Annotated in this window: 7 protein-coding genes; 5 read left to right on the top strand and 2 right to left on the bottom strand. The window is 31.3% G+C overall.

What is annotated here, in order from left to right; all coding sequences use genetic code 11:
- Nucleotides 1–1,113 precede the first annotated feature (1,113 nt).
- Together AC2GW8_RS03880 and AC2GW8_RS03875 are read right to left on the bottom strand one after the other, a co-directional pair.
- Nucleotides 1,114–6,369, bottom strand: a complete 5,256-nt coding sequence (locus tag AC2GW8_RS03880) for a PKD domain-containing protein (RefSeq protein ID WP_440881477.1) — start codon at nucleotides 6,367–6,369, stop codon at nucleotides 1,114–1,116.
- Nucleotides 6,370–7,589: 1,220 nt separating this feature from the next.
- A complete protein-coding gene (locus AC2GW8_RS03875; RefSeq protein ID WP_440881476.1) occupies nucleotides 7,590–10,043 on the bottom strand; it encodes a TonB-dependent receptor in 2,454 nt (817 codons plus the stop codon).
- A gap of 453 nt (nucleotides 10,044–10,496) precedes the next feature.
- On the opposite strand from AC2GW8_RS03875, the gene AC2GW8_RS03870 reads away from it, so the two are divergent.
- The 5 genes from AC2GW8_RS03870 (at nucleotide 10,497) to AC2GW8_RS03850 (ending at nucleotide 23,066) form a co-directional block, all read left to right on the top strand.
- Nucleotides 10,497–11,807, top strand: coding sequence for a sugar MFS transporter (locus AC2GW8_RS03870; protein ID WP_440881475.1), 1,311 nt, complete (start codon nucleotides 10,497–10,499; stop codon nucleotides 11,805–11,807).
- 133 nt (nucleotides 11,808–11,940) lie between these two features.
- Nucleotides 11,941–12,477, top strand: coding sequence for an OmpH/Skp family outer membrane protein (locus AC2GW8_RS03865; protein ID WP_440881474.1), 537 nt, complete (start codon nucleotides 11,941–11,943; stop codon nucleotides 12,475–12,477).
- Between the two features lie 148 nt (nucleotides 12,478–12,625).
- Nucleotides 12,626–13,225 carry a hypothetical protein gene (locus AC2GW8_RS03860; protein WP_440881473.1) on the top strand — a complete coding sequence of 200 codons (600 nt, stop codon included), beginning with the start codon at nucleotides 12,626–12,628 and terminating at the stop codon, nucleotides 13,223–13,225.
- A 148-nt stretch (nucleotides 13,226–13,373) separates the two neighbouring features.
- Nucleotides 13,374–18,230 carry a hypothetical protein gene (locus tag AC2GW8_RS03855; RefSeq protein ID WP_440881472.1) on the top strand — a complete coding sequence of 1,619 codons (4,857 nt, stop codon included), beginning with the start codon at nucleotides 13,374–13,376 and terminating at the stop codon, nucleotides 18,228–18,230.
- Between the two features lie 12 nt (nucleotides 18,231–18,242).
- Nucleotides 18,243–23,066 (top strand): RHS repeat domain-containing protein, encoded by a 4,824-nt coding sequence (locus AC2GW8_RS03850; protein WP_440881471.1) that lies wholly within the window; start codon nucleotides 18,243–18,245, stop codon nucleotides 23,064–23,066.
- Nucleotides 23,067–23,090: the final 24 nt, after the last annotated feature.

The following is a 23,090-nucleotide window of genomic DNA, read 5'->3' as shown; positions in this document are numbered from 1 at the left end:
TGTATGAATAATGGTGGAGTGTGGTATAATTAATTTATTTTCATCAGTGTAAAAAGCACTCTGCCATTATGATTAACAAGACTTGATAATTATATTACTCTTTATATATTTTGTTTTGTTAACACAAGTATTGTGCCTTATCAAAATATAGTATATTGAAAGCTTTTTCGTTAAAATAATCTTTATAAATATTTAATTTTTTGAAAAATTTTATCTTCATATACTTTGTCAGTGACAAGTTCAAAAAGAACTACTTTAAAAAAGTAAATAATAAAGTTATATTTTTGGTGTAAACGATTGCAATTGTTTGTCAGTATTTTACAATATTAAAAATAAGAACCATTGAAATCAAAACCTACCTTTATTATTGAAACTACTTTATTCGTTATAATAAGTAATTGAATATTTACTACAGGTAACTAGTTTGTGTATAATTAAAATATAGGTTTTGCTCATTGGTTTCGTTTGGCTAGCGTTACTTTTAAATTTTAATAAAGTATTTCCCAAAAATGAGCTTTGAAAAATAGTTTTTTATTGTTCTGCATAAGAATAATAGTTTTTATTAGGTTAAATATTTTTGATTTTATCTCATTGAGTTATTGAAATAACAGGGAGTATAGGGCTTTATATTAGTAGAAATAACTTTAACCATTTTTCTTTTTTATGTTGGTCTTCCTCTTTTATTCTTTTACCCTTCAATTCATGCTATAAATTTTATTAAGACGAGTTTAATTAGGCTTATATTAACTTTCTCAGAAGTAAAATTCATGAATTTTGGATATTTATTATTGGGTAATTTAACGTACACAGCATTTGGTGTTACAGTTTGACTTTAGTTTTATTACTAACATTAAATTAAGCCCTAAAAAAGAGAATAAAAAAATGAAAAAGGGAAGTTTAAAAACAAATGCTTCAAAAAATAAAAGAAGAAGCAACTTTTTAAAATTGCTTCTTCTTTTCAGACTATTAAAATAACAAAAAACGAAACATTAAATAATTTATTTAAAATTAATATTTATAAGTGTTTCTTTTTCTTTCTTTAGATAAAGTAACACTATCTTTCGATAGTTTTCATTTTTTTGTTAAAATGGGAAAAAGAATGAATTAAACAAGTTACTCTTCTTTAATAACTTTAGTTACTATTATATTCTTTTTACTGTCGATTAATTTGAGGATATATAAACCTGTTGATAAATGGCTTATGTTAATGCTATTGTTTGTTACTTTAGTATTTGGAACTATTTTTTCATTATTTTCATCTTCAATGGAGTAAGTTAAAATTGGATTTAGCGATGTGATATATAATATGTCTTTTGTTGGATTTGGATATATATTAAATTCATTTAATACTAAACTATAATCATCATTTTTAATAGAATTATTTATAATTTTAGTGCTAGCGTTTCTAAAGACTATAGGTTTATTTGTATTACATTTATGACAAGATATATTTTGTAAATCCCAAATTTTTCCTTTGTTTCCTATGTAATTAGAGCTTATAACTTGATTTTTTAATTTAATATTTTTAACACCATAGCCAACAGAAGCATCACTTGTAGCGATAGCGTTTTGATTTCCTCCCGTATCAAAATTAAAATTAGGCTTGTTACCTAATACATATTTCGCTTCAGTTTGGGTAAATTTAATACCATCAGCCTCATTTTCGATTTTTATTTTTACGGCTTTTGTATATCCTTGATTATAGGTTGCTACCCAAAATTCATTTCCACTAGATATAGTATTAGAAAGTTTTTTTGATATGATTGGAGTACCTCCAATATAGCTACCTTGCATAGCTACATCAATTGTTTTACCTCTTAAATAAGCTTTTATGTACTGTTTAGAGTTTCCACAATCGATTTCAGTCTCTGTTCCATTCAATATACCATCAGAACAAGTATTAGATGAAACTACATCGCATTTGTTGCAAATAGTATTTTTTAGATTCCATTTTTGTCCTTTGATACCTAAATAATCAGACGTTATGATTTGATTTTTTATTTTAATACTTTTAACACCATAGCCACCAGAAGCATCACTTGTAGCAATAGCATTTTGATTTCCTCCCGTATCAAAATTAAAATTAGGTTTGTTACCTAGTATATATTTCGCTTCAGTTTGGGTAAATTTAATACCATCAGCCTCATTTTCGATTTTTATTTTTACGGCCTTTGTATATCCTTGATTATAGGTTGCTACCCAAAATTCATTTCCACTAGATATAGTATTAGAAAGTTTTTTTGATATGATTGGAGTACCTCCAATATAGCTACCTTGCATAGCTACATCAATTGTTTTACCTCTTAAATAAGCTTTTATGTACTGTTTAGAGTTTCCACAATCGATTTCAGTCTCTGTTCCATTCAATATACCATCAGAACAAGTATTAGATGAAACTACATCGCATTTGTTGCAAATAGTATTTTTTAGATTCCATTTTTGTCCTTTGATACCTAAATAATCAGACGTTATAATTTGATTTTTTATTTTAATACTTTTAACACCATAGCCACCAGAAGCATCACTTGTAGCAACAGCATTTTGATTTCCTCCCGTATCAAAATTAAAATTAGGTTTGTTACCTAGTACATATTTCGCTTCAGTTTGGGTAAATTTAATACCATCTGCTTCATTTTCGATTTTTATTTTTACGGCTTTTGTATATCCTTGATTATAGGTTGCTACCCAAAATTCATTTCCACTAGATATAGTATTAGAAAGTTTTTTTGATATAATTGGAGTACCTCCAATATAGCTACCTTGTATAGCTACATCAATTGTTTTACCTCTTAAATAAGCTTTTATGTACTGTTTAGAGTTTCCACAATCGATTTCAGTCTCTGTTCCATTCAATATACCATCAGAACAAGTATTAGATGAAACTACATCGCATTTGCTGCAAATAGTATTTTTTAGATTCCATTTTTTCCCATTGTTACCTAAATATTCTGAAATAATTATTTGATTATCAATTTTAATACTTTTAACACCGTAACCAGTATCCGAGTCATTTACGGCAATATTTGTTGTACTTCCTTTTTTATCGAAGTTAAAATTAGGTTTGTTACCTAGTACATATTTCGCTTCAGTTTGGGTAAATTTAATACCATCTGCTTCATTTTCGATTTTTATTTTTACGGCCTTTGTATATCCTTGATTATAGGTTGCTACCCAAAATTCATTTCCACTAGATATAGTATTAGAAAGTTTTTTTGATATAATTGGAGTACCTCCAATATAGCTACCTTGTATAGCTACATCAATTGTTTTACCTCTTAAATAAGCTTTTATGTACTGTTTAGAGTTTCCACAATCGATTTCAGTCTCTGTTCCATTCAATATACCATCAGAACAAGTATTAGATGAAACTACATCGCATTTGCTGCAAATAGTATTTTTTAGATTCCATTTTTTCCCATTGTTACCTAAATATTCTGAAATAATTATTTGATTATCAATTTTAATACTTTTAACACCGTAACCAGTATCCGAGTCATTTACGGCAATATTTGTTGTACTTCCTTTTTTATCGAAGTTAAAATTAGGTTTGTTACCTAGTACATATTTCGCTTCAGTTTGGGTAAATTTAATACCATCTGCTTCATTTTCGATTTTTATTTTTACGGCCTTTGTATATCCTTGATTATAGGTTGCTACCCAAAATTCATTTCCACTAGATATAGTATTAGAAAGTTTTTTTGATATGATTGGAGTACCTCCAATATAGCTACCTTGCATAGCTACATCAATTGTTTTACCTCTTAAATAAGCTTTTATGTACTGTTTAGAATTTCCACAATCAATCTCAGTCTCTGTTCCATTCAATATACCATCATTACAAGAGATCTGCGTTGTACAATTATTGCCATTAATTTTTATGTCATTTAGTGTCATTGAATTAGCACCTTTTGAATCTGTTACGGTAAGTGTAACATTATATAAACCACTCTTATTGTAGGTTACAGAAGGTCTTTCAAGTGTTGATGAAGAAGGTGTTCCTCCAGGAAATGACCATTGATAGGTAGCGTCTAGTCCTGCTGCTGAATGATCTGCAAATGAGATGGTTTCTCCACATAAGCCTGACTTTTTATTTACAGCAATATTAGCAAGAGGGGAATAGGTGTTATACAAGTGATTTTCCCATATACCTGCATGAGTTCCTGCTCTTAATTTATTATGGGCATAGTTAATTTTTAGAAATCTAATAGCGCCAGACCTAAGAAGACTACCATATTTTTGCCAGCTATTTAAATTAGCGTCTCTATAATAAACCCCATTCTTTGTCCCTATGTAAACACCACCGTTTGAACCTTTTTGGTGGATCATACTATAAATGTAAAAGCCTTTTATTCCTGAGGAATATTTCTTCCATGATTTTCCTCCATTTGTTGTTTTGTATACCTCTGGGGTGTTCCCGTTATTTAGTGAAAGCCATGCAATATTAGGGTTTTTTGAGTCAATCTCTATATTTCTAAATTTGCCAGGGATATTAGGAGAAATATTATTCCATGTAGTCCCTCTATCAGAAGAGTAAAACACATTATTTACTTTGGGAGAAGATTCTGCTACATACAGTATATCTGGATTAGATAAACTCACTTTAACTTCAGCATAAGAAGAATAATGATCACTTAAGTCTAGCTTAAGGAGTGTTTCAAAAGATGTACCGTTATCATTACTTTTAACAACTCTTTTACCAATATAGTCGATGGCAAATAATTTATAATATTCATTTGGGTGAAATTGAACATTATTGAACTGTTTTAAATAGCCATTACCTAAATTAACTTCTAAACCTTTTTCTGTTGGATGTTTATGCGATGGTCCGTAATTAGGTCTTTTTTGAATTATACTCCTCGTTGCAGGTCTTGTATATAGCCAAAAATCATCTATTGGATTTATAGATGCGTTACTAGCATCACCGCCTCCTAAAGGTTTCCATTTGCCTTTGTATATCGCGTCATCTTTTACTACAACTCCATTGTGATCCATAGCTGAAACTATAACATCTTTTTTACCTTGGGTCATATCAAACCCTAGCACCATTGTAAGTGGTAAGCCATCAGCTCTTTCCACATAGGTTTTTCCTTTATTACTTGAATAAACCAAACCACCATCATTTGCAACCCATACATCATTACCTCTGATTACTATATCTTTAATATCGCCATGCATTGTTGTAGAACAACGAGATACTGGACTTTTTATATTTCTGGGGGCACCGTAATTATTTGATTTATCAGGAAACCAATACCAACTTTGCATTTGGTTGTATGAAGATCTAGGAGAGTAATTTGTAGCTGCAACTACAAAGTTAGCATCCGTATCAGAAATTTCAAATTTTGTAGCCCATCTAATTTGTACAGCCTCCATACCTTCACCAAAAAAATCTCGAGTATTAGAAGATTTATTAATACCAGAACCACCACAGCAAACTTTTGAAAAAGAAGATCCTTTGTCTGTTGATCTATAAAAACCGTAACCAAGTCCTTGAACGTGATAGTATATTGCAACAAGATCTGGCTGCGCTGATGATACAGCTAGCCGAGCTTTATTTTCGTAGTCTTTTGGATTGTTTTCTACAGGCAACCCATTGGTGATTAATGAAAAAGTTTTACCTGTATTAGTAGATTTATAAAATTCATAATGCTTGGTGGTATAATTTCTCACCAATGCATAAATGATGTTGGATTGAGTAGGATGAAAAAGAATATCGGTAGGGAAATGGTACTTTCCAAATGAGGTTTTAATCCAGTTTTGCCCGCCATCTTGAGAAACAGCGATTTTTCCAATCAAATCGTTAGGATTTATGTCTGTAGCAACAATTTTATTAGGATTATCATTAGCAACATCTAAAAAAAGGTATTCGTTTTTATAGCCGTCTCCAGCAAATGATAAATTTGGAAAATTAGCGCTATAGTTAATAGTGGTCATAGAAAAATTATTTCCACCATCAATACTTTTTATAACGCCAACATCGGTAGCAGCATATATAATGTTACTGTCGGATTTGGCAATTTCAATGTCATTAAAAACATTAATTAAAGGTAAGTTTTTTACTAAGCTTTCAGACCATGAAAGCCCCTTGTCTGTTGATTTCCATAAGTTTCCAGCCAAACTTGCAGCGAATACAATATTGTGATTGTTAGGGTCAACATCGATGGCACTTATAACTCCATTTTCACCTGTGTAATAACAATCATGTCTATCAATTTCCATTTTTAATTCTGACCATTCATTGTTAAGGTCATTATTCCTTGATCTTAATTGTTTTTTTTGATTTGAAGATTTTTGAAAATTTGATTTTTTTTGTCCATTTACTGCTACAGTAAATAAGAGTGAAAGAATAAAATAATAAAGGGGTCTCATATGTATTTAATTTATACCCATAAAAAAGCTATCAAAACATTATTAAGGGGAAATTGTTTATTGACAATTATGTTTTGATAGCTGTTATAGAAAGCTATTTGAGCTATCCAAAGAAGGGTTTTATAGACTCAAATATAGAGGGTTAAAGGTTAGGGGTATACATATGTAGTAATTATGACGTAGTAAAAAAAAGGAAAAATAGATGAAAATTATTGTATTGTCCAAAAAAGAAAACACTATTACGAAAAAGAGAAAGGAGTTAAAAACTCCTTTCGATTTAAAAAACGAATAAAAAACCCTTCTAAAATTTAATCGCTTTTAAATTACTCATAATAATGTTTTTAATTCATTTAAACTACTACGCACTAACTTTATAGAATGATATATGAAGTTATATTGATCGGTTAACACGTAGAATGTTTAAACGAGATGGCAAAAATGAAGAATAAAAATAAATAGACAAATAGAGGAAAACCCTAAAAGGAAATTGGTGTAAACCATTATAGATATGGTAAACTCACTAGGGTTTTTGTTAAAAAATAGCGCTAAAATAGTTTCGAATACGATATGGTATTAGAAGAAAAAAAATAAAAGGAATAGAACAGGTCTTTAAAATTATCTTTTTTTCAGTCGATTAGAATGCTTATTGAGAAGTAATGACTTGGGATAAGCATCAAAAAAGATAAGAAGCATTTTACCTAAAACACTTCTTATTTTTTAAAACAAACTAAACATAGAAAAATAAAGGAAAACTTATTTTTCATATTAAAGATAAATTTATTTAATGGCATAATACCATAAAGTTAGTCGAAATACTATAAAATGTAGACGGATGACATTGAGTAACTTATGTAAGTGAATAGAACTAAAGAGGAATTGTTTTTTTAGTAAACTATTTTTAAAAGTTACTATTGAAATTTTAAAGTATTGAAAAAAATACCAATAGTATTTTTTAGGAATTTTATAATATGAGTTAACGAAAATAGTTGTTGAAATGATATACCGATTCTATTAAATTAAAAAAGAAGCATTTTTATTAAAAATGCTTCTTTCTGAAACTAACTAAACAATAATTTAAAAATAAAACTATAGTTTAAAAATAATGGCAAGTACATTACTATTTTATTTTCTTAGTTTAAGTACTAGTTACAAACGACAAGTGGTTTGTTTTTAATAGATGAAATGTATTTGACTATAGTTTAGCTATATTTATTTAAAAATCAACCACCATATTTTTCTCCGTCTTCTTGATAGCTTCGTGAAGGTCGCTCTCGTTTCTTTTTTTGATTAAATCTATAGGTTAAACTTAAAGATATTTGTCTTTCTCTCCATTGAAAATCACCATTTACAATACTCGATGGACTCATTCTATCTCCATTGTAGGTTATATTCTCTCTTCTTCTACTATTCAGGAGATCTCGTATATTAAAAACGAGGGACGCTTTTTCTTTAAATAGGTCTTTACTAAACGACATGTCCGCAGAAAACATCCCTTTTCTATTTGATTGAGCCTCTTCCTGAGCTCCTCTGTACACCATTTTTGTTTGCCATTGAACATTTGTTGGCAGTGTAATTTGTGAATTAATTCTCATAAGCCAACTGTCACTTGAAACACCTAGAAGATGAGTTATAATTTCATTACCATTTGATCCAGTAAAAACATGATCAAACGCTACTCTTTTAAATTTAAAATAGTTGAAGGAAGTAGATAGCTTAGCCCATTTAGCAGCATTGTAATTTGAAGTAATTTCAAAACCATACCGTTTTTCACTATTTAAGTTGGTGGGTTGCCTGATAAAAACTCTCGTATTATTTCGATTTTCAATTACGGAAACCATTTGAATAATATCTGTAGAATATTGGTAGTAAATAGAAGTGCTTAAACTTAGTTTTTTAACTTTAGTTGTAAATCCTATATCTAAAGAATTTGTAAACATAGGGTCAATAGCTGGGTTACCTTTAAAAATATTAGTAGCAGAACTTCTAGATTCAAAAGGATTTAAAAACCAGAATCTAGGCCTTCGTATCCTTCTACTGTAACCTATTGTTAGGTTATTGGTGTCATTTAACTCGTATCCTAAATTAATAGTGGGAAACCACTCAGTGTAATTTTTATTTGAAAACTGATTGGTTGTCAGTACTCTTAAATCAATATCTGTTATTTCAGTTCTAAGGCCAAGCAAATAAGAAAATGAGTAAATCTTACTTCCGAATTGAGCGTAAAGTGCATGAATATTTTGTTTAAAATTAATAGCGTTAGATGGATCATAGTAAAAAGGAAGATTATTTGCATTCCGTACCCTAAAATCAGAATGTAAATCTTGAAAGGTTGATTTGTAACCTGTTTCAAACTGACTGTTTTTTTTAAGAGAATGAATATAATCTACTTGTACAAGTTGATCTGTAGACTGGGTAGTTTGAGAATTTTGTTCAATTAAAACATCGTTTTCTGTGATGGGAGCTAACTCTGTTTCATTACTATTGCTATATTGCAAATCCACTACTAATTTTTTGCCATTTTTATCAAAATTTTCGGTGTAATTCAAAGAAAACTGTTTATCTATTTTGTTTTCATTCTCATTTTCGATTCTTTTAATTCTATTTTTTAATAGTTGTTCTGGAATTAATAGCTCTGTTATGTTACTCGCGGTATCGTTTCCCTTTGATTTACGGTAAAAAAAAGATCCTGTAATAGTACTATATTTGCTAAGGTAATATTCCAGTCCTAAAGTTCCATTTAAGTTATTACTCTTTCTATCAAAAAGACGATCCTCTGTTCGAATACTATCCAAAATGGCATCTTTATTATAATATAAAAATTCTGAAAATGAATTTCCAGGCCCTTTTCGGTACGAATAACCCATATTAGAAAATAGATTTATTTTTTTGGTTCTGTAATTAATATTCGGTCCAATTTGAAGCAAAGAAGGATACCCTGTTGTTACATTGATAGCACCATTCACACCCAATACTTTACCTTTTCTTAAAATAATATTTAAAATTCCTGCTGTTCCCTCAGCATCATATCGTGCAGAGGGGGAGGTAATTACTTCTACTTTTTCAATAGCATCTGCAGGAAGATTTCTTAAGGCATCTGTTCCATTAAGTCCGATTATGGAAGATGGTTTTCCATCTATAAAAATTCTTACATTATCATTACCTCGTAAACTTACGCTTCCTTCCACATCAACAGTAACAGAAGGAACATTATCTAATACATCAGAGGCATTACCTCCTTTTAGGGTCATGTCTTTTCCAACGTTATATATTTTTTTATCCAAACGAATTTCAACAGTTGATTTTTCTGCTATAATTTCAACTTCATCAAGTTGTTCAGCATCTTCACGAAGTAAAATAGTTCCAAGGTTATAATTTTTAGTGTATGATGAGCTAGGAAATTGTTTGATTTTAAAACCAATATATTCAATACTAATTTTATAAGAACCTTTAGGAATCTGAATCGTAAATTTTCCTTTACTATTAGTAACTCCTCCAGAAATCATTTTATTGTTAACATCTTCAAGTAGGACCGTAGCATATTCTAAAGGGATTTTTTGAGTCGCTTCTAGTATAACTCCTGAAATAGTAACGGTAGAGGAATCCAAGTTTACATTTCTCTTTTGTGAAAATAAAGTGACACTAAAAAGAAGTAGTAGCAGCGTTTTTTTTTTCATGAAAACTGATTTTTAAAGTACATTTGACTTCGTATATCTTTACAAGTTTAATTACTTTCTGTTAAAGCTTTGTTAACTTAGCTGAATACAAACAAACTTACTAAATAGTATGATTCTTTCAGAGAAGAGCAAAGACAAAAGTGGCGTTTAAAAAAGTTTACTAAACTTTTTAATCGGTTTAAGTATTACTTTTAGCATAAAAAAGTGGTTTTCCCCAGTAAAAATGGCATAAAAAAACAAAAATATGCTTTCGACCTTTCCTTTTTCCTTTATATTTGAAAATAGGACAATAAATGAATAACATGAAAATATTAAAAGATCAAGCCAAACCTGTAACCACTCGGGAAATATAGCGTTTTAGATAAAAAATCAATTATTATTCTTAATAGACAGTTTCAAAAAGTTACAAATTAAGCTGTATTCCTACTATCGAATACTCAGATAAGCTACTATATGATTACATCAAATAACAAGTCCCAAAAAAGGGCATTTATTTTTCTTATTTCTTTATTTTTTCTTTGGGGGTTTATAACTGTATTGGTAGACTCTTTAATTCCAAGAATTCGTGATCTTTTTGAACTTACTTATTTTCAAGCGGGGCTTGTACAGTTTGCTTTTTTTGGAGCCTACTTTTTACTATCCATTCCAGCGGGCCACATTCTTGCAAAAATAGGATACAAAAAAGGAATTATTTTAGGATTGTATACAATGGCGGTAGGGTGTTTATTATTTTTTCCAGCAGCATCGTATCGTATTTTTGGTGTATTTATGTTTGCTTACTTTGTTTTAGCCGGAGGAATGACTATTCTTCAGGTGGCAGCCAATCCATATGTAGCCGCTTTGGGTTCAGAAGAAGGGGCTAGTAGCCGCTTAAATTTATCACAAGCATTCAATGCATTGGGCGCAGCCATTGCACCAGCAATTGGAGCAATGTTAATTTTAAGTGACAAAGTAAAGTCAAAAGAAGAAATTGCTAACTTATCTGAAATTGGAAAAACAGAATATTTTTTAGCAGAAGCAGAAGCGGTGCAAATTCCTTTTATAAGTATTGCCGCATTAATTATAGTGTTAGCTATGTTATTTGTTTTTGTAAAACTACCCCATTTAATTGAAAATGCGCCCAAAAGAGGTCATAGAAAATTATTAACTAATAAGCCTTTAATGCTAGGTGCTTTAGGTATGTTTTTGTATGTAGGAGCAGAAGTAGCTATTGGTAGTTACCTAGTAAGTTATTTTATGGATATGGAACTTTTTAGTATCATAAAAAACAATACTTTCATGAGAAGTATTGCAGAGGCTATTTTGAATACAAATCTAGCTGAGGTAGATAATAAAGCGATTGTTGGTGCATTTGTGATGTTTTATTGGTCAGGGTCTATGATAGGACGATTTGCAGGTGCGTATTTAACCAAAGTTATGGCTCCTAATAAGGTGTTGATGCGATTTGCTATTGCCGCTTTGGTACTAATCATAACATCAATAACTACCAATGGTTTTGTTGCAATGTGGTCTATTCTAGCGGTAGGGTTGTTTAATTCTATCATGTTTCCAACCATTTTTACCTTGGCAATTGATGGTTTAGAAGACTTAAAACCACAAGCTTCTGGTATTTTGTGTACCATGATTGTAGGTGGCGCAATTATTCCTCCTTTATATGGCTTATTGGCTGATATGATTGGCTTTAAGTTCGCTTTTACATTGGTTGTTTTTTGTTATGCTTATATTTTATGCTATGCCAAAATAAGAGAAAAGGTACTAAAATAAGGAATTTCAGAAAGAGAATTGTTTTTTTTAAAGCTGTTAATAAAAACTTAAAAAGTAAGCTTAATTTTTATCTAAAAAATTATATATTCGCGCCGATAAAAATTGAATCAAAAGATAATTATAAAAATAAATAATGAAAAAAATTGTAGCACCGTTAGCTATTTTAGCTTTTGTACTGTCCTTAGTAACTTTATTTCTTTCTCAAAACACTTCAGATTTGGTTTACGTAGATGTTAATAAACTAATTGAAGGATACAAACGAACAAAAGTAGTTCGTGGAGAATTTGAAAAAAAAGCCAACGTATTAAAATCAAATGTAGATAGTTTGGTTACGGACTGGCAAAAGGAATTAAAATTATATGAAAAAGAGCGTTCTAAATTTTCAAAAAAAGAATTAGAATTAAAACAAGAACTACTTAGTAATAAACAACAACAAATAAACAATTACCAGCAGGCGATTCAAAAGCAAATTCAGTCGGAAGATCAAAAGGCAACTCAAACCGTTGTGAATGATATCAATGATTATGTAAAAGAATTTGGAAAGAAACAAGGGTATAAAATTATTTTTGGTGCCAGTGGGGGAGGTAATATTATGTATGCAGATAAAACTGCTGACTTAACGGAGCAAGTTTTAGAAGGCTTGAATGCCGAATATCAAGGAAAAAAATAATAAAGTCGGATATATTTTCATTGTAAAAAGCTGGTTTAAAAAAGCAATGTTTTTATAAACTAAAAAATTCTGTTGAACAAACCTATGTTAATTATTAGGAGTGTGAACAAAGGCTTCTTAATACTATGAAAATAGTAAATATTATTGTATGAGTCGTTTTTTATGGGGCATAACCATACTATTTTTTCTTAGTTGTAATTCAAAATCATTTTCTTCAAAGGAAGCCCTGTGGCAGTTCCTTAAAGATGAAGATCAAGGCTATGTGCAAAGTAAAAATATTAATGGTTATGATTTTACTTTGATTTATAAGCCAACAGATGTATTGGTAGCACAAGAATTACAAGACACTGAGGATAAAAAACAAGTAGCAACTTTACGGGCTAAGTATCAAAAGTACTTGTACTTTAACTTATCGATGGGGAAAAATAATAAAGAACTTTTAAGTGTTACACCTAAAAACAGGCAAGAGTTTGGCGCTATGGTCAACCAATTGGCATTTGGAATGGGCGAAAAAGTACATTTATTATCGCCTCAGAAAGATACATTGGAATTGTTGGATTATGTATACCCAAGAATGTATGGCATGACCAATAGCACTTCTATGCTTTTTGTATATCCTAGGGATGAGAAGTTTTTAAAAGAAGATTACTTAACGGTTGTCATTGGAGATTTAGGAACTTATACAGGTGAGGTAAAATTTAAAGTACCCACCCAGTTGATAAAAAATGAACCAACCATACAGTTTTAGTAAAGAAAATTTACTTATAACCGTATAAGAGTTAAAACACCACAACAGCGGTATAGTGGTAAAAAAGAAAAATAAATAAAATAAATAAGAGTTATTTCGAACGTTTGTGAGAAGTTTCTCAAAAACATACAAGTATAAGATAATCATTATGATAAAGAACAAACGTACCCGAAAAACAATTGCTGTTTTCTTTTTACTCAATTTTTTGAGTAGCGTAGTACCTTATAATGCGATATTCGGACAATCAAATACGCCGAATGCTCCTGAAGCAGCATCTTTTGAGCCTGTAGATGCTACGGATATGGTAAATTTATCGACAGGTAGTTTTAGCTATGTTTTGCCACTACTCAATGTTCCCAGTCCAGAAGGAGGTTATCCGTTAGCTTTAAGCTATCATGCTGGAATTGCAATGGACCAAGAAGCATCTTGGATAGGACTAGGCTGGAATTTAAATCCAGGAGCTATAAATAGAAATGTAAATGGCTTTCCTGATGATTATGACTCAGATCTTTTTAACGAGTATTATTGGGATAAGGAACAAACCATTAGATCTTATCAAGCTTCAATTGGGATGTCATCTTTTGATGGTTCTACAATAGGTTTAAATCTTTCATGGGGTAGCCATAAAAGTTTAGGTGGACATATAAATATAGGAATAACTGAACTTTTAGATTTTAAATTAGGGGGAGAGAAAGGAGTTTCTGTTGGTCTGAATCTTGATTTACTTGGTTTGAGTAACCTATCTAGTAGTTTAACATTAGGAGCTAGTTTTGAGACAGGTGAAAAACCGGAGTTTAATCTAAAGTATAATACTAATAGTTTAGGATTAAAAGTTTCATCTCAAAGAGTTTCAATACTTATGAAACAATCTTCTTATTCTCCTAGGGTCACATTGTCTTCGTCAGGTGTAGGTTTAAACCTAAATATTCCTAATTCTACAGGAAGAAAATCTGTAGGAGCAGCTTTCTTTTCATCTGAAAGATCAAGTAAAATAGGCAATTATTCTATGAGGTCGAAGTCTTGGAGAATACCAATTATGATCCCATTTGGTGCTGGTTTTTTGAGTTTTTCTTTTGGAAAACAAGAGTTTAAGTTCTATAGAGATGAAAATAATTATAATTTTGTTAGCGGTCCATTGAATTTTTACAAGTTAGCACAAAATAAATGGAAAGCACATTGTCCTCGATTAGTTATCAATAATTCAGAAATTAGAGAAGAATGGACAAAGATAGTAGATACTCAAGCAGAAGCGAATGAGCTTTGCAAAAAATGTTCAACTGACTGCAAAGTATCAAGAGTAAAGGATAATTCAGTACATGATATTTATGAACTACCTATTGTTGAAGGAGACTTTTCTGAAAAAGAAAATTTAACTGTAGCCAATCCAAATTTACCTAATTATGATAAGTATAGTGTTCAAGCACAGGGACTTTCTGGGGCTATAGCTCCAAGAATATTAGAAAATGGAGCACTTTATGGTTTTTCGGGAAATAAAGATACTGAAAATAGAATTTTAGATTATCATGTAAATGATGATAATGGATCTGCAAATAAGTTTAAATTTAAAAGCAGACCAAATTTTTATTTTGAAAGTCAAATTTCTAGTTATTTGAGAGTTCCTGTTCCTAAGTTAGATGTAAATATATTAAAAGGTCATAACGTTAAATCTAATACAACAAGTCTCCCAAGAAGAAAAATGGCTAGTTATATTGAATACTATACGAATAACGAAATATTAAAAGATAGTGCTCGATTAAAGTCCGAGGGCTTTATAAATACAAAAGCTACAGGATTTGATAGAAGTAAAGCTATTGCTAGTGGTATTGGAGGTTTTAAAATAACTGCAATAGATGGAAAAACGTATCATTATTCATTACCGGTCTATAATCATGAAGTTATTCATAGAACTTATGGAATTAGTAAGTATTTTAAAAGTAATCAAGTTCGCCCAGAAAAAGAGGCATATTTCGAGAAAAACCAAATGGCACCTTATGCTACGCATTGGTTATTGACTGCGATAACAGGTCATGATTTTATTGATGTAAATAATAATGGTATACCAGATAAAAATGATTTTGGCTATTGGGTCGATTTTGAATATGGAAAATATTCAGAAGCTTTTATTTGGAATGGAGCTTACGGAAAAGATTTTTTTGAAAATCCAAAAGATAAAAGCGTTAAGTCATGGGTAAAAGGTCGTAAAGAACTGTACTATCTCGATAAAGTCAAAACAAGAACGCATACAGCAATTTTTATAAAGTCTAAAAGAAAAGATGGTCTGTCAAAAGTATTTAGTTATGGATATGCAGATGATAAAAATACATATGTTGAAAATGCATTTACAATACCTGAACAATCTCCATTAAAACTTGATAAAATAGTCCTATTTAAAGGAGATTTACGTTTGGATAAAAGCTCAGGAAATAATTCAGAAAAAGAAGTTAGTTTATTTTATAAAAATGGAGGATATAAAAGAGATAAAGCTAAATTTGATTTGTTAAAAAATATTATTGACAAAGATGATAAAATATCGTTATCAAATAGTAGAATAATTAAGTCAATAGAATTAAACAACAATCATTACGATTTAGTAAAAGGAACACCAAATAGCAGTGTTAATGGAAGACTTACGCTTCGAGGAGTTAGTTTTAAAGGAAAAAAAGAAAAAACAGTTCTTCCTAGCTACAATTTTAAGTATTATAATTCAGAAGATAATTTTGATATTAATGATAAAGACGATTTTGGTTACAAGAAAAAAAATAATAAAATTTGGTCTTTGAATGAAATAGAAACACCTGAAGGATCAAAAATTAAAATTGAATATGAATCGCATAAATTTAAACCGGTGTTAAAATCAGAGTTTATGATTTATTCTAGTTCTTTTTATGATATTCAAAATTTGACAGGAAATAGGTATAAAATTACATCTAGGAAAGAAGACTTTAAATTAGATGAAATCAATATTTCTTTTCGAAAGGGCGATGAATTAACTATTGAGGAAAAACAATGGGAAACCCTAAATGGAGTAGGTAGGCTTAATACGTGCACTAAAAAAACAAAAGTTGTTGTTGATCAAGTGGTCAATCCTCGTGAGATAATAGTAAGCGCAAAGGATGATATAAAGTGTAAAGCTGCATTTTCAGGGACAACACCAATATCTACAATTAATCTATATTACATAGTTAAAAATCCACTAACCTTAGGAGGCATTAGGGTTAAAAGAATTTCTACCGTAAGTGAAACAGGACGTTATAATTCTATGAAATACACTTATGGTGAGAAAGGAAATGGTATTGGTTTTATAACTTACCTGCCATATGCTCCAGAATTAGCTAAAGAATTGCCATATAGTTCCGAGTTACCACCTCCACAAATTATGTATGACTTTGTGAGAACGAGTACAGAAATAAGTTCTAATGGTAAGAATTATAAGAATATTGGTATAGAAAATGAATATTCTTTTAATGTATTAAAAGAAAAGGAAGAGGGAAAAATAAAATTTGGTAATTTTTATGAATTAATATCAAATCAAGAGTATGGTAATACAAGTTCTTTAAATCAATTACATAGTTTTAAAATTAAAGATAACCTAAATTCCATAGGTCAATTGTTAGGAGTTAAAACATTTGGTTTTAAAAATGAAACACTTAATATTTTAAAGAATACTTATTTTGATAAAAATTCAATACCAGATCAAATAGGGGTAACTCAAGAATCTTTTCAAACATATAAGAAAATATCCAGTGGGCATAATGTTAAGAAGTTGGGAATAACAACAACAAGAATAACATATCCAAGTATAATAAAATCTTCTTCTGAAGAAAAAAAAGGTCAAAGCACTATTACAGAATTTAAAGATTTAGATCCGATTACGGGAAGTGCTAGAGAAGTATATTCATATTCAAGTACTGGTGTTAAATTGAGAAAAATAGTATTAAAAGCCTACATGAAATATTCTCAAATGGGTTCCAAAGTAGATAATATTAATAATAAGAATATGCTAAGTCAAACTGCTGGAGAGTATTCTTATATACTTAAAAATAACACATGGAAGGAAGTTGGAGCAGGTATCACGACATGGAAAAGTGACTGGGCGTACCAATTAAATGATAGAAAACCTGTTAGTACTAATGATGTTTGGCGTAAGCACAAAACCTATGTTTGGAATGGAGGCGTTGATGACGAGGGAATGTACACCAATTTTACCGACTTTAATTTTGCTAAAGAAGCATCCAATACAAAATGGAAAAAAACGAGTGAAGTAACAAAGTACAATCAATTTTCACAACCCCTAGAAACAAAGGATGTGAACGGAAGTTATGTGTCTAGTAAAATGGGAGATAATTATAGCAAGGTCATCGCTACTGCTAACGCCAATTATAATGAAATGCACTACAGTGGGGCAGAGTATGTTGAAGGAAATTATTTTGATGGAGGCATAAAATCATTAGGGCATAAGCCAACAACAGATGCGCATACAGGTGACAGAATAGTACAAATAGATAGAGGGCAGCATGCTTTTGAGGTGGTAGTTCCATCAAGAGCAACGCGTAAACCGATTGAAAATCGTTTTAAAGTATCTGTTTGGGTAAAGAAAGGTCAAGAAAATAGAGTAAAAATTAAACTCAATGCAGACACTCATAACTTTACGATGGCTGAAAAAGTTATTGCGGGGAACTGGGTTATGTTAACAGGTTACATTACTTTACCTTCTACTTCTAATGTAAACAATACAGTTGCTATAACCAGTACGAATGGAATCGTTCAATTGGATGATTTTAGGTTGCACCCGGCAGTATCAAGCATGACCAGTTATGTATATAATAAATGGGATGAAGTTAGTTACATTATAGGAGCCAATGGGTTGGCTACCAAATATATTTATGATGATGCGGGCCGTTTAAAAGAAACCTGGGTTGAGGTTGTTGATAATCCAGCAGCAGGCATTAAAGGAGGTTTTAAAAGAGTAACTACCCATGGGTATAATTATAAAAGAAATAACTAAGCTATGATAAAAATGAATTTTTTAGGAAAACTTTTAATTGTATTGTTGTTGTTTATCGTAAAGTTGGGAGTTGCTCAAGTAACTCCTATCAAAAAGCAACAGTTTGAAAATAGCTTGTTAATATCACCGGAATCATCTAAAATAAATAATTTGCTTGATCCTTCGAATCGTGTAAATAACAAACATAATTTTTCTCCAGGGATTAAGATGTGTAATACTATGGCAAGTGTTGAAAAAAATGAAATCATAGAGTTACCGAAAGAGAAAAGTGAATATAGGTTTACTATTGAAAGTTATTGTGAACCATTTCTAAGGCCTATAACAATAAGGCATGTAACAATAAACTGTAACGGGTCAGAAATTATTTCTGACCCAACAGAAGCCTATATTAATAACGAAGACCTATTGACAGGAATACTTACTGATGAAGAAATGAGGGTAGCGGGTATCACGTATACTTCTACTACTAATAAATATGTAAAAGATCCTCATCAACCTAATATTTTTTCAACAAACCCGTTTCCAGGCAATTCAGAAGTTATTTATAAAACTACAGTAGTTTTAACTTTAGAAAACAATGTCAATAAACCCGAAAGATCCTTTCAGGTTTTTATATCAGGAGCAAATGGTCTTTCAATATCAAATTATCATGCTAAACCAGAAGCCTACGTATTGTTTGATTCCTTTATTATTAAGCAAAAAGGAAGTCCTAATTATCAGTATTATTTTAAAGACAGTGATGGAGATGGTTTTGGAGACTGTGAAGAAGAACCACAAATAAGCAATCGTCCTGTGCGAGGCAAAGTAACCAATAATTTAGACAAATGTCCTTCTGAATTTAGCAAAGGAAATAATGGTTGTTTGGAAACGAAGGAAGTACGCAATTATACAACTGAAAAGGGGTATGATATTAAGGGTAAATTGATAGGAAGCTCTAAAAAATATTTTAACGATTTAGGAAAGCTTGAGCAGTCACAAAATTATGATACCAAAGAAAAAAGAATTTTTGCTTCTCATGTAATTTACGATTCGCAAGGAAGACCAGCTTTACAAACTATGGGAGCGCCTTTAACTGATAAAAACCAAACAGAGGGTTTTAAGTTTGTTGAGAAACTAATTAAAAAAGAAAACGGAACCGTTTTAACAAGTAACGATCTTGAACGTTTAAGTATTGAAAATTCTCCTAAAATACAACGTTCTTCTCGTTTAGGAAAGTACTATTATAACAATGCGGAAGAGACTTTGCAAGATAACACTGAACGCCCATATACCAGATCAGTATATAGTACTTTAAACCCAGGAGCTGTGAAGCAGACTGTAGGAGGGAATAAAATGAATGGTACATGGAAGCAAGGTTATAGTTTTACAATGCCAGCAGCACAAGAAATGTATTATGCCCTTGGGTATAATGCTTTTCCTTCAAAACCAGCCGTGGCAACAACTTATTCAGGAATCAGCGCTACGCTTAATGATTCTTCCAAAAAAATTGCTTGGTTAAAGGCTTCAAAAACTGTGGTTCAAGATGTTTCTGGAACAAGAGAATCTGTGGTATTTACCGATGCTGATGGTAAAACTTTAGGAGCAGCCCGATCAGGAGGTACACCATACAATGTGCTATCACTAATTGGAGAACAGAAGTTTATTGACATTCATATACCAGTAGGTTGCGAAAATACAGCTCGCTTTTTAGGGGGGGCAGTAAATTATGAAGTGTATGATTTAAAAGAGGAAAAATTAATAACTCCTACACCAAATACCTTATCAAGTGGTTTTTACCGTATAGAATATGTTGGGAGAACCAAACTTTCAAAAGAGCATCAGTTAACTTTTATAGACATTAGAGATAAAAAAATTCAACCCGTAAAAAATGCCGCTGCAGGTATTCGTTATCAAGTAAATTATCATAGCTTTAGTTTAAACGAGTATAATGATGCGGGACAACTAGTGACTACTTTACAACCGCTAGGCTTTAACAATAGTAGTTTTAACCAATTAAATGCTACTGTAAATCACAATTCAAAATTAAAAAGTTATTTCAAATACAACAGTCTTGGGCAGTTAATACATACCAGTAGTCCTGATGAAGGCCATGCATGGTTTGTATATCGAAATGATGGGCAAATACGTTTTTCAGTAAATAGCAAACAATGGAAAGCAAAAGAATTGTCATTTACCCAATACGATGATCTTGCACGCCCGAAAGAAAGTGGCGTATACAAAGACAATGCTTTAGCTTATTTAAAATCGTTTGTAGGTATGGACAATCTAAATATGCAAACAGACCCTTTTAAACCAACGATTAAAAATGTATTAGAGGTAAAAGATGGCGATATTCCGACGACAAGACGAGAAGAGCAACACTTTACAGAATATGATTATTTAAGTACAGTAAGTCAAAATAAATTAAATGGTTTAGTCAGTACAGCTTACAGAACGCCAACATTCCTTTCAGGGAATGTAGCCAAAACGTACAATAAAGATACTTCTGGAACCAATATATCAGAAACGTATTATAGTTATGATGTTCATGGTCGTGTTACGTGGATTGTTCAAAATTTAAAAGATTTAGGCGTTAAAACCATTGATTATGAGTACGACCCTATAACAAGTCAGGTAGCTAAAGTATATTACCAGAAAGGAAAAGCTGACCAGTTTATCCATCAATATACTTATGATTCGGACGATCAAAGTTTGGTAAAAGTAGCAACTTCTACCAACGACTCAAATTATACAACACATGCTGAGTATAGTTATTACAATACTACAGGGGCTTTAAAAAGAACGACTATTGCAGGAGGCATTCAAGAGATAGACTATGTATACAATTTGGCAGGACAGCTAAAATCAATCAATCATCCGAGTTTAGCAAAGGATCCCAATATTAATCCGCATGGAAGAGATTTGTTTGGATTAACTTTAGATTATTACAACCAAGATTACAAAAGAAATAGTAACTTTACGTTCAATGATCAGTTAACTGTGGAAAATCAATATTCAGGAAATATCAAAGCCATGACATGGAATAGCAAGCAAAATAAAGCTGAGCAACATGATCCTGTATTGTATGAATATGAGTATGATGAGCGTAATTTTTTAAAGAAAGCAAATTTTAATGGACTTAATGCAGAGCAAAGAAGTTATCCGTCAACTATCGTTTTGGCTGAAGATCTTTTTGTAACAAAGCATGCAAAAGCTACAAACGCCATAACACTCAAACCTGGTTTTCATGTATTAGGTACAAAATCAGTTACTTTTTCTGCAAAAATTGTTGCTGACAATGCAAACGGGCAATACCAATCAGAAGATTATGATGTGAGTAATTTGAGGTATGATGCTAATGGAAATATCGAGTCTTTAAAAAGGAATAAAAATACCGAACAAGACTCCAATTTAATGGATAACTTAATTTATCATTATAAGGCAGACAAACCCAATCAATTAAAAAGAGTTGAAGATAGGGTAGTAACGGATACCCATGCGAACGATATCAAAACACAAACTACAACTGATAACTATAAATATAACAGTATTGGACAGTTAACTGATAATATTGATGAGCATGTAAGGTATGAATACAATGCCAGTGGTTTGGTTACCAAAGTTTTTTATAACAACAAATTACGCGTGCATTTTTATTATAACGACAAAGGTTTTAGAACCAAAAAACTAAGTTATAAAAATGACGGGACTAAGGATAAAACAACCGATTATGTTTTAGATGCTTCAGGATCTGTAATGGCAATATATGAAGATCAGCAACTAAAAGAGCTACCTATTTATGGAGCCTCACGTTTGGGAATGTATAACAAAGCATCAGGAACCAGTGTTTATCAATTAACCGACCATTTAGGAAATGTACGAGCAGTAATTGCAAAAAATGGAAATCAAGCAATTGCTACAACAACAACAGATTACTATCCTGGCGGGATGGCGATGCCTAACAGGAAAATCGTAAATGGTGAGCCATACAGATATGGTTATCAGGGTGAATATGCAGAAACTGATCCAGAGACTGGAAAACCTGCGTTCCAATTACGTTTATACGACCAACGTATTAATAGATGGTTAACGGTCGACCCTTATGGACAGTATCCTTCTCCGTATATGTCAATGGGGAATAGTTGGAATAATAAAGTTGATCCTGATGGAGGTTGTACGAAAGGTGATCCATGTTATGAGTTAGATGAAGTTGTTATTACAGGAAAAGGCGGAGGAGGGTTACAACCTAGTGGAATTGCTGATTTTGGAACTTTAAATTACTTTTCAGCGTCTTTAACTTGGGCTTGGGCTGTTAGAGATTTTGAATATAGACCAAATGTAAGAGCATTAGAGCAGTATCGTTATGCAGATAGAGCAACTCGAACAGCTGCAAGTAGGCAAAGAAATGCCTATACTGAAGCTGCTAGAAATAAACTTACACCAGAATTAAAAGCATTTTCTAAAGTTAAAAAAGGAAACTTCAAAGTTAATCCTGATGGTTCTTTTTGGAAACCCAATAAGGGAGTAATGAGAACAGCTAGAGTCGGAGGAGCTTTAGGTGTTGCTGGATTAGCCTATGGAGGATATCAATCTTATGAATATATAAATAATGCTAATAATAAAACTCATGCAGCTGTACATGAAGCTTCTAGTTGGGCAGGTTCATTAGGAGGTGGTTATGCAGGTGCTTTGGCAGGAGTAAAAATGGGAGCTGTTATAGGTTCGTTTTTTGGTCCAGTTGTTGGTAGTGCAATAGGAAGTGTAGTTGGAGGAATAGTAGGGGGTGCTTATGGAAGTTATTATGGAGGGCAAGCAGGAAGTAATTTTGCTAGAAAACAAGGTTATTCAGGTTATTAATTGATTATGTGGTTTAAAAATTTA

Source organism: Tenacibaculum profundi (genome assembly GCF_057162725.1).
The sequence above is the reverse complement of the archived record's forward strand: the minus strand, read 5'-3'. Positions and strand labels throughout refer to the sequence as shown.

Coding starts and splice junctions, on each gene's coding strand:
- AC2GW8_RS03880 (WP_440881477.1), bottom strand. CDS start 6,369: ATGAGACCCCTTTATTATTTTATTCTTTCACTCTTATTTACTGTAGCA.
- AC2GW8_RS03875 (WP_440881476.1), bottom strand. CDS start 10,043: ATGAAAAAAAAAACGCTGCTACTACTTCTTTTTAGTGTCACTTTATTT.
- AC2GW8_RS03870 (WP_440881475.1), top strand. CDS start 10,497: ATGATTACATCAAATAACAAGTCCCAAAAAAGGGCATTTATTTTTCTT.
- AC2GW8_RS03865 (WP_440881474.1), top strand. CDS start 11,941: ATGAAAAAAATTGTAGCACCGTTAGCTATTTTAGCTTTTGTACTGTCC.
- AC2GW8_RS03860 (WP_440881473.1), top strand. CDS start 12,626: ATGAGTCGTTTTTTATGGGGCATAACCATACTATTTTTTCTTAGTTGT.
- AC2GW8_RS03855 (WP_440881472.1), top strand. CDS start 13,374: ATGATAAAGAACAAACGTACCCGAAAAACAATTGCTGTTTTCTTTTTA.
- AC2GW8_RS03850 (WP_440881471.1), top strand. CDS start 18,243: ATGAATTTTTTAGGAAAACTTTTAATTGTATTGTTGTTGTTTATCGTA.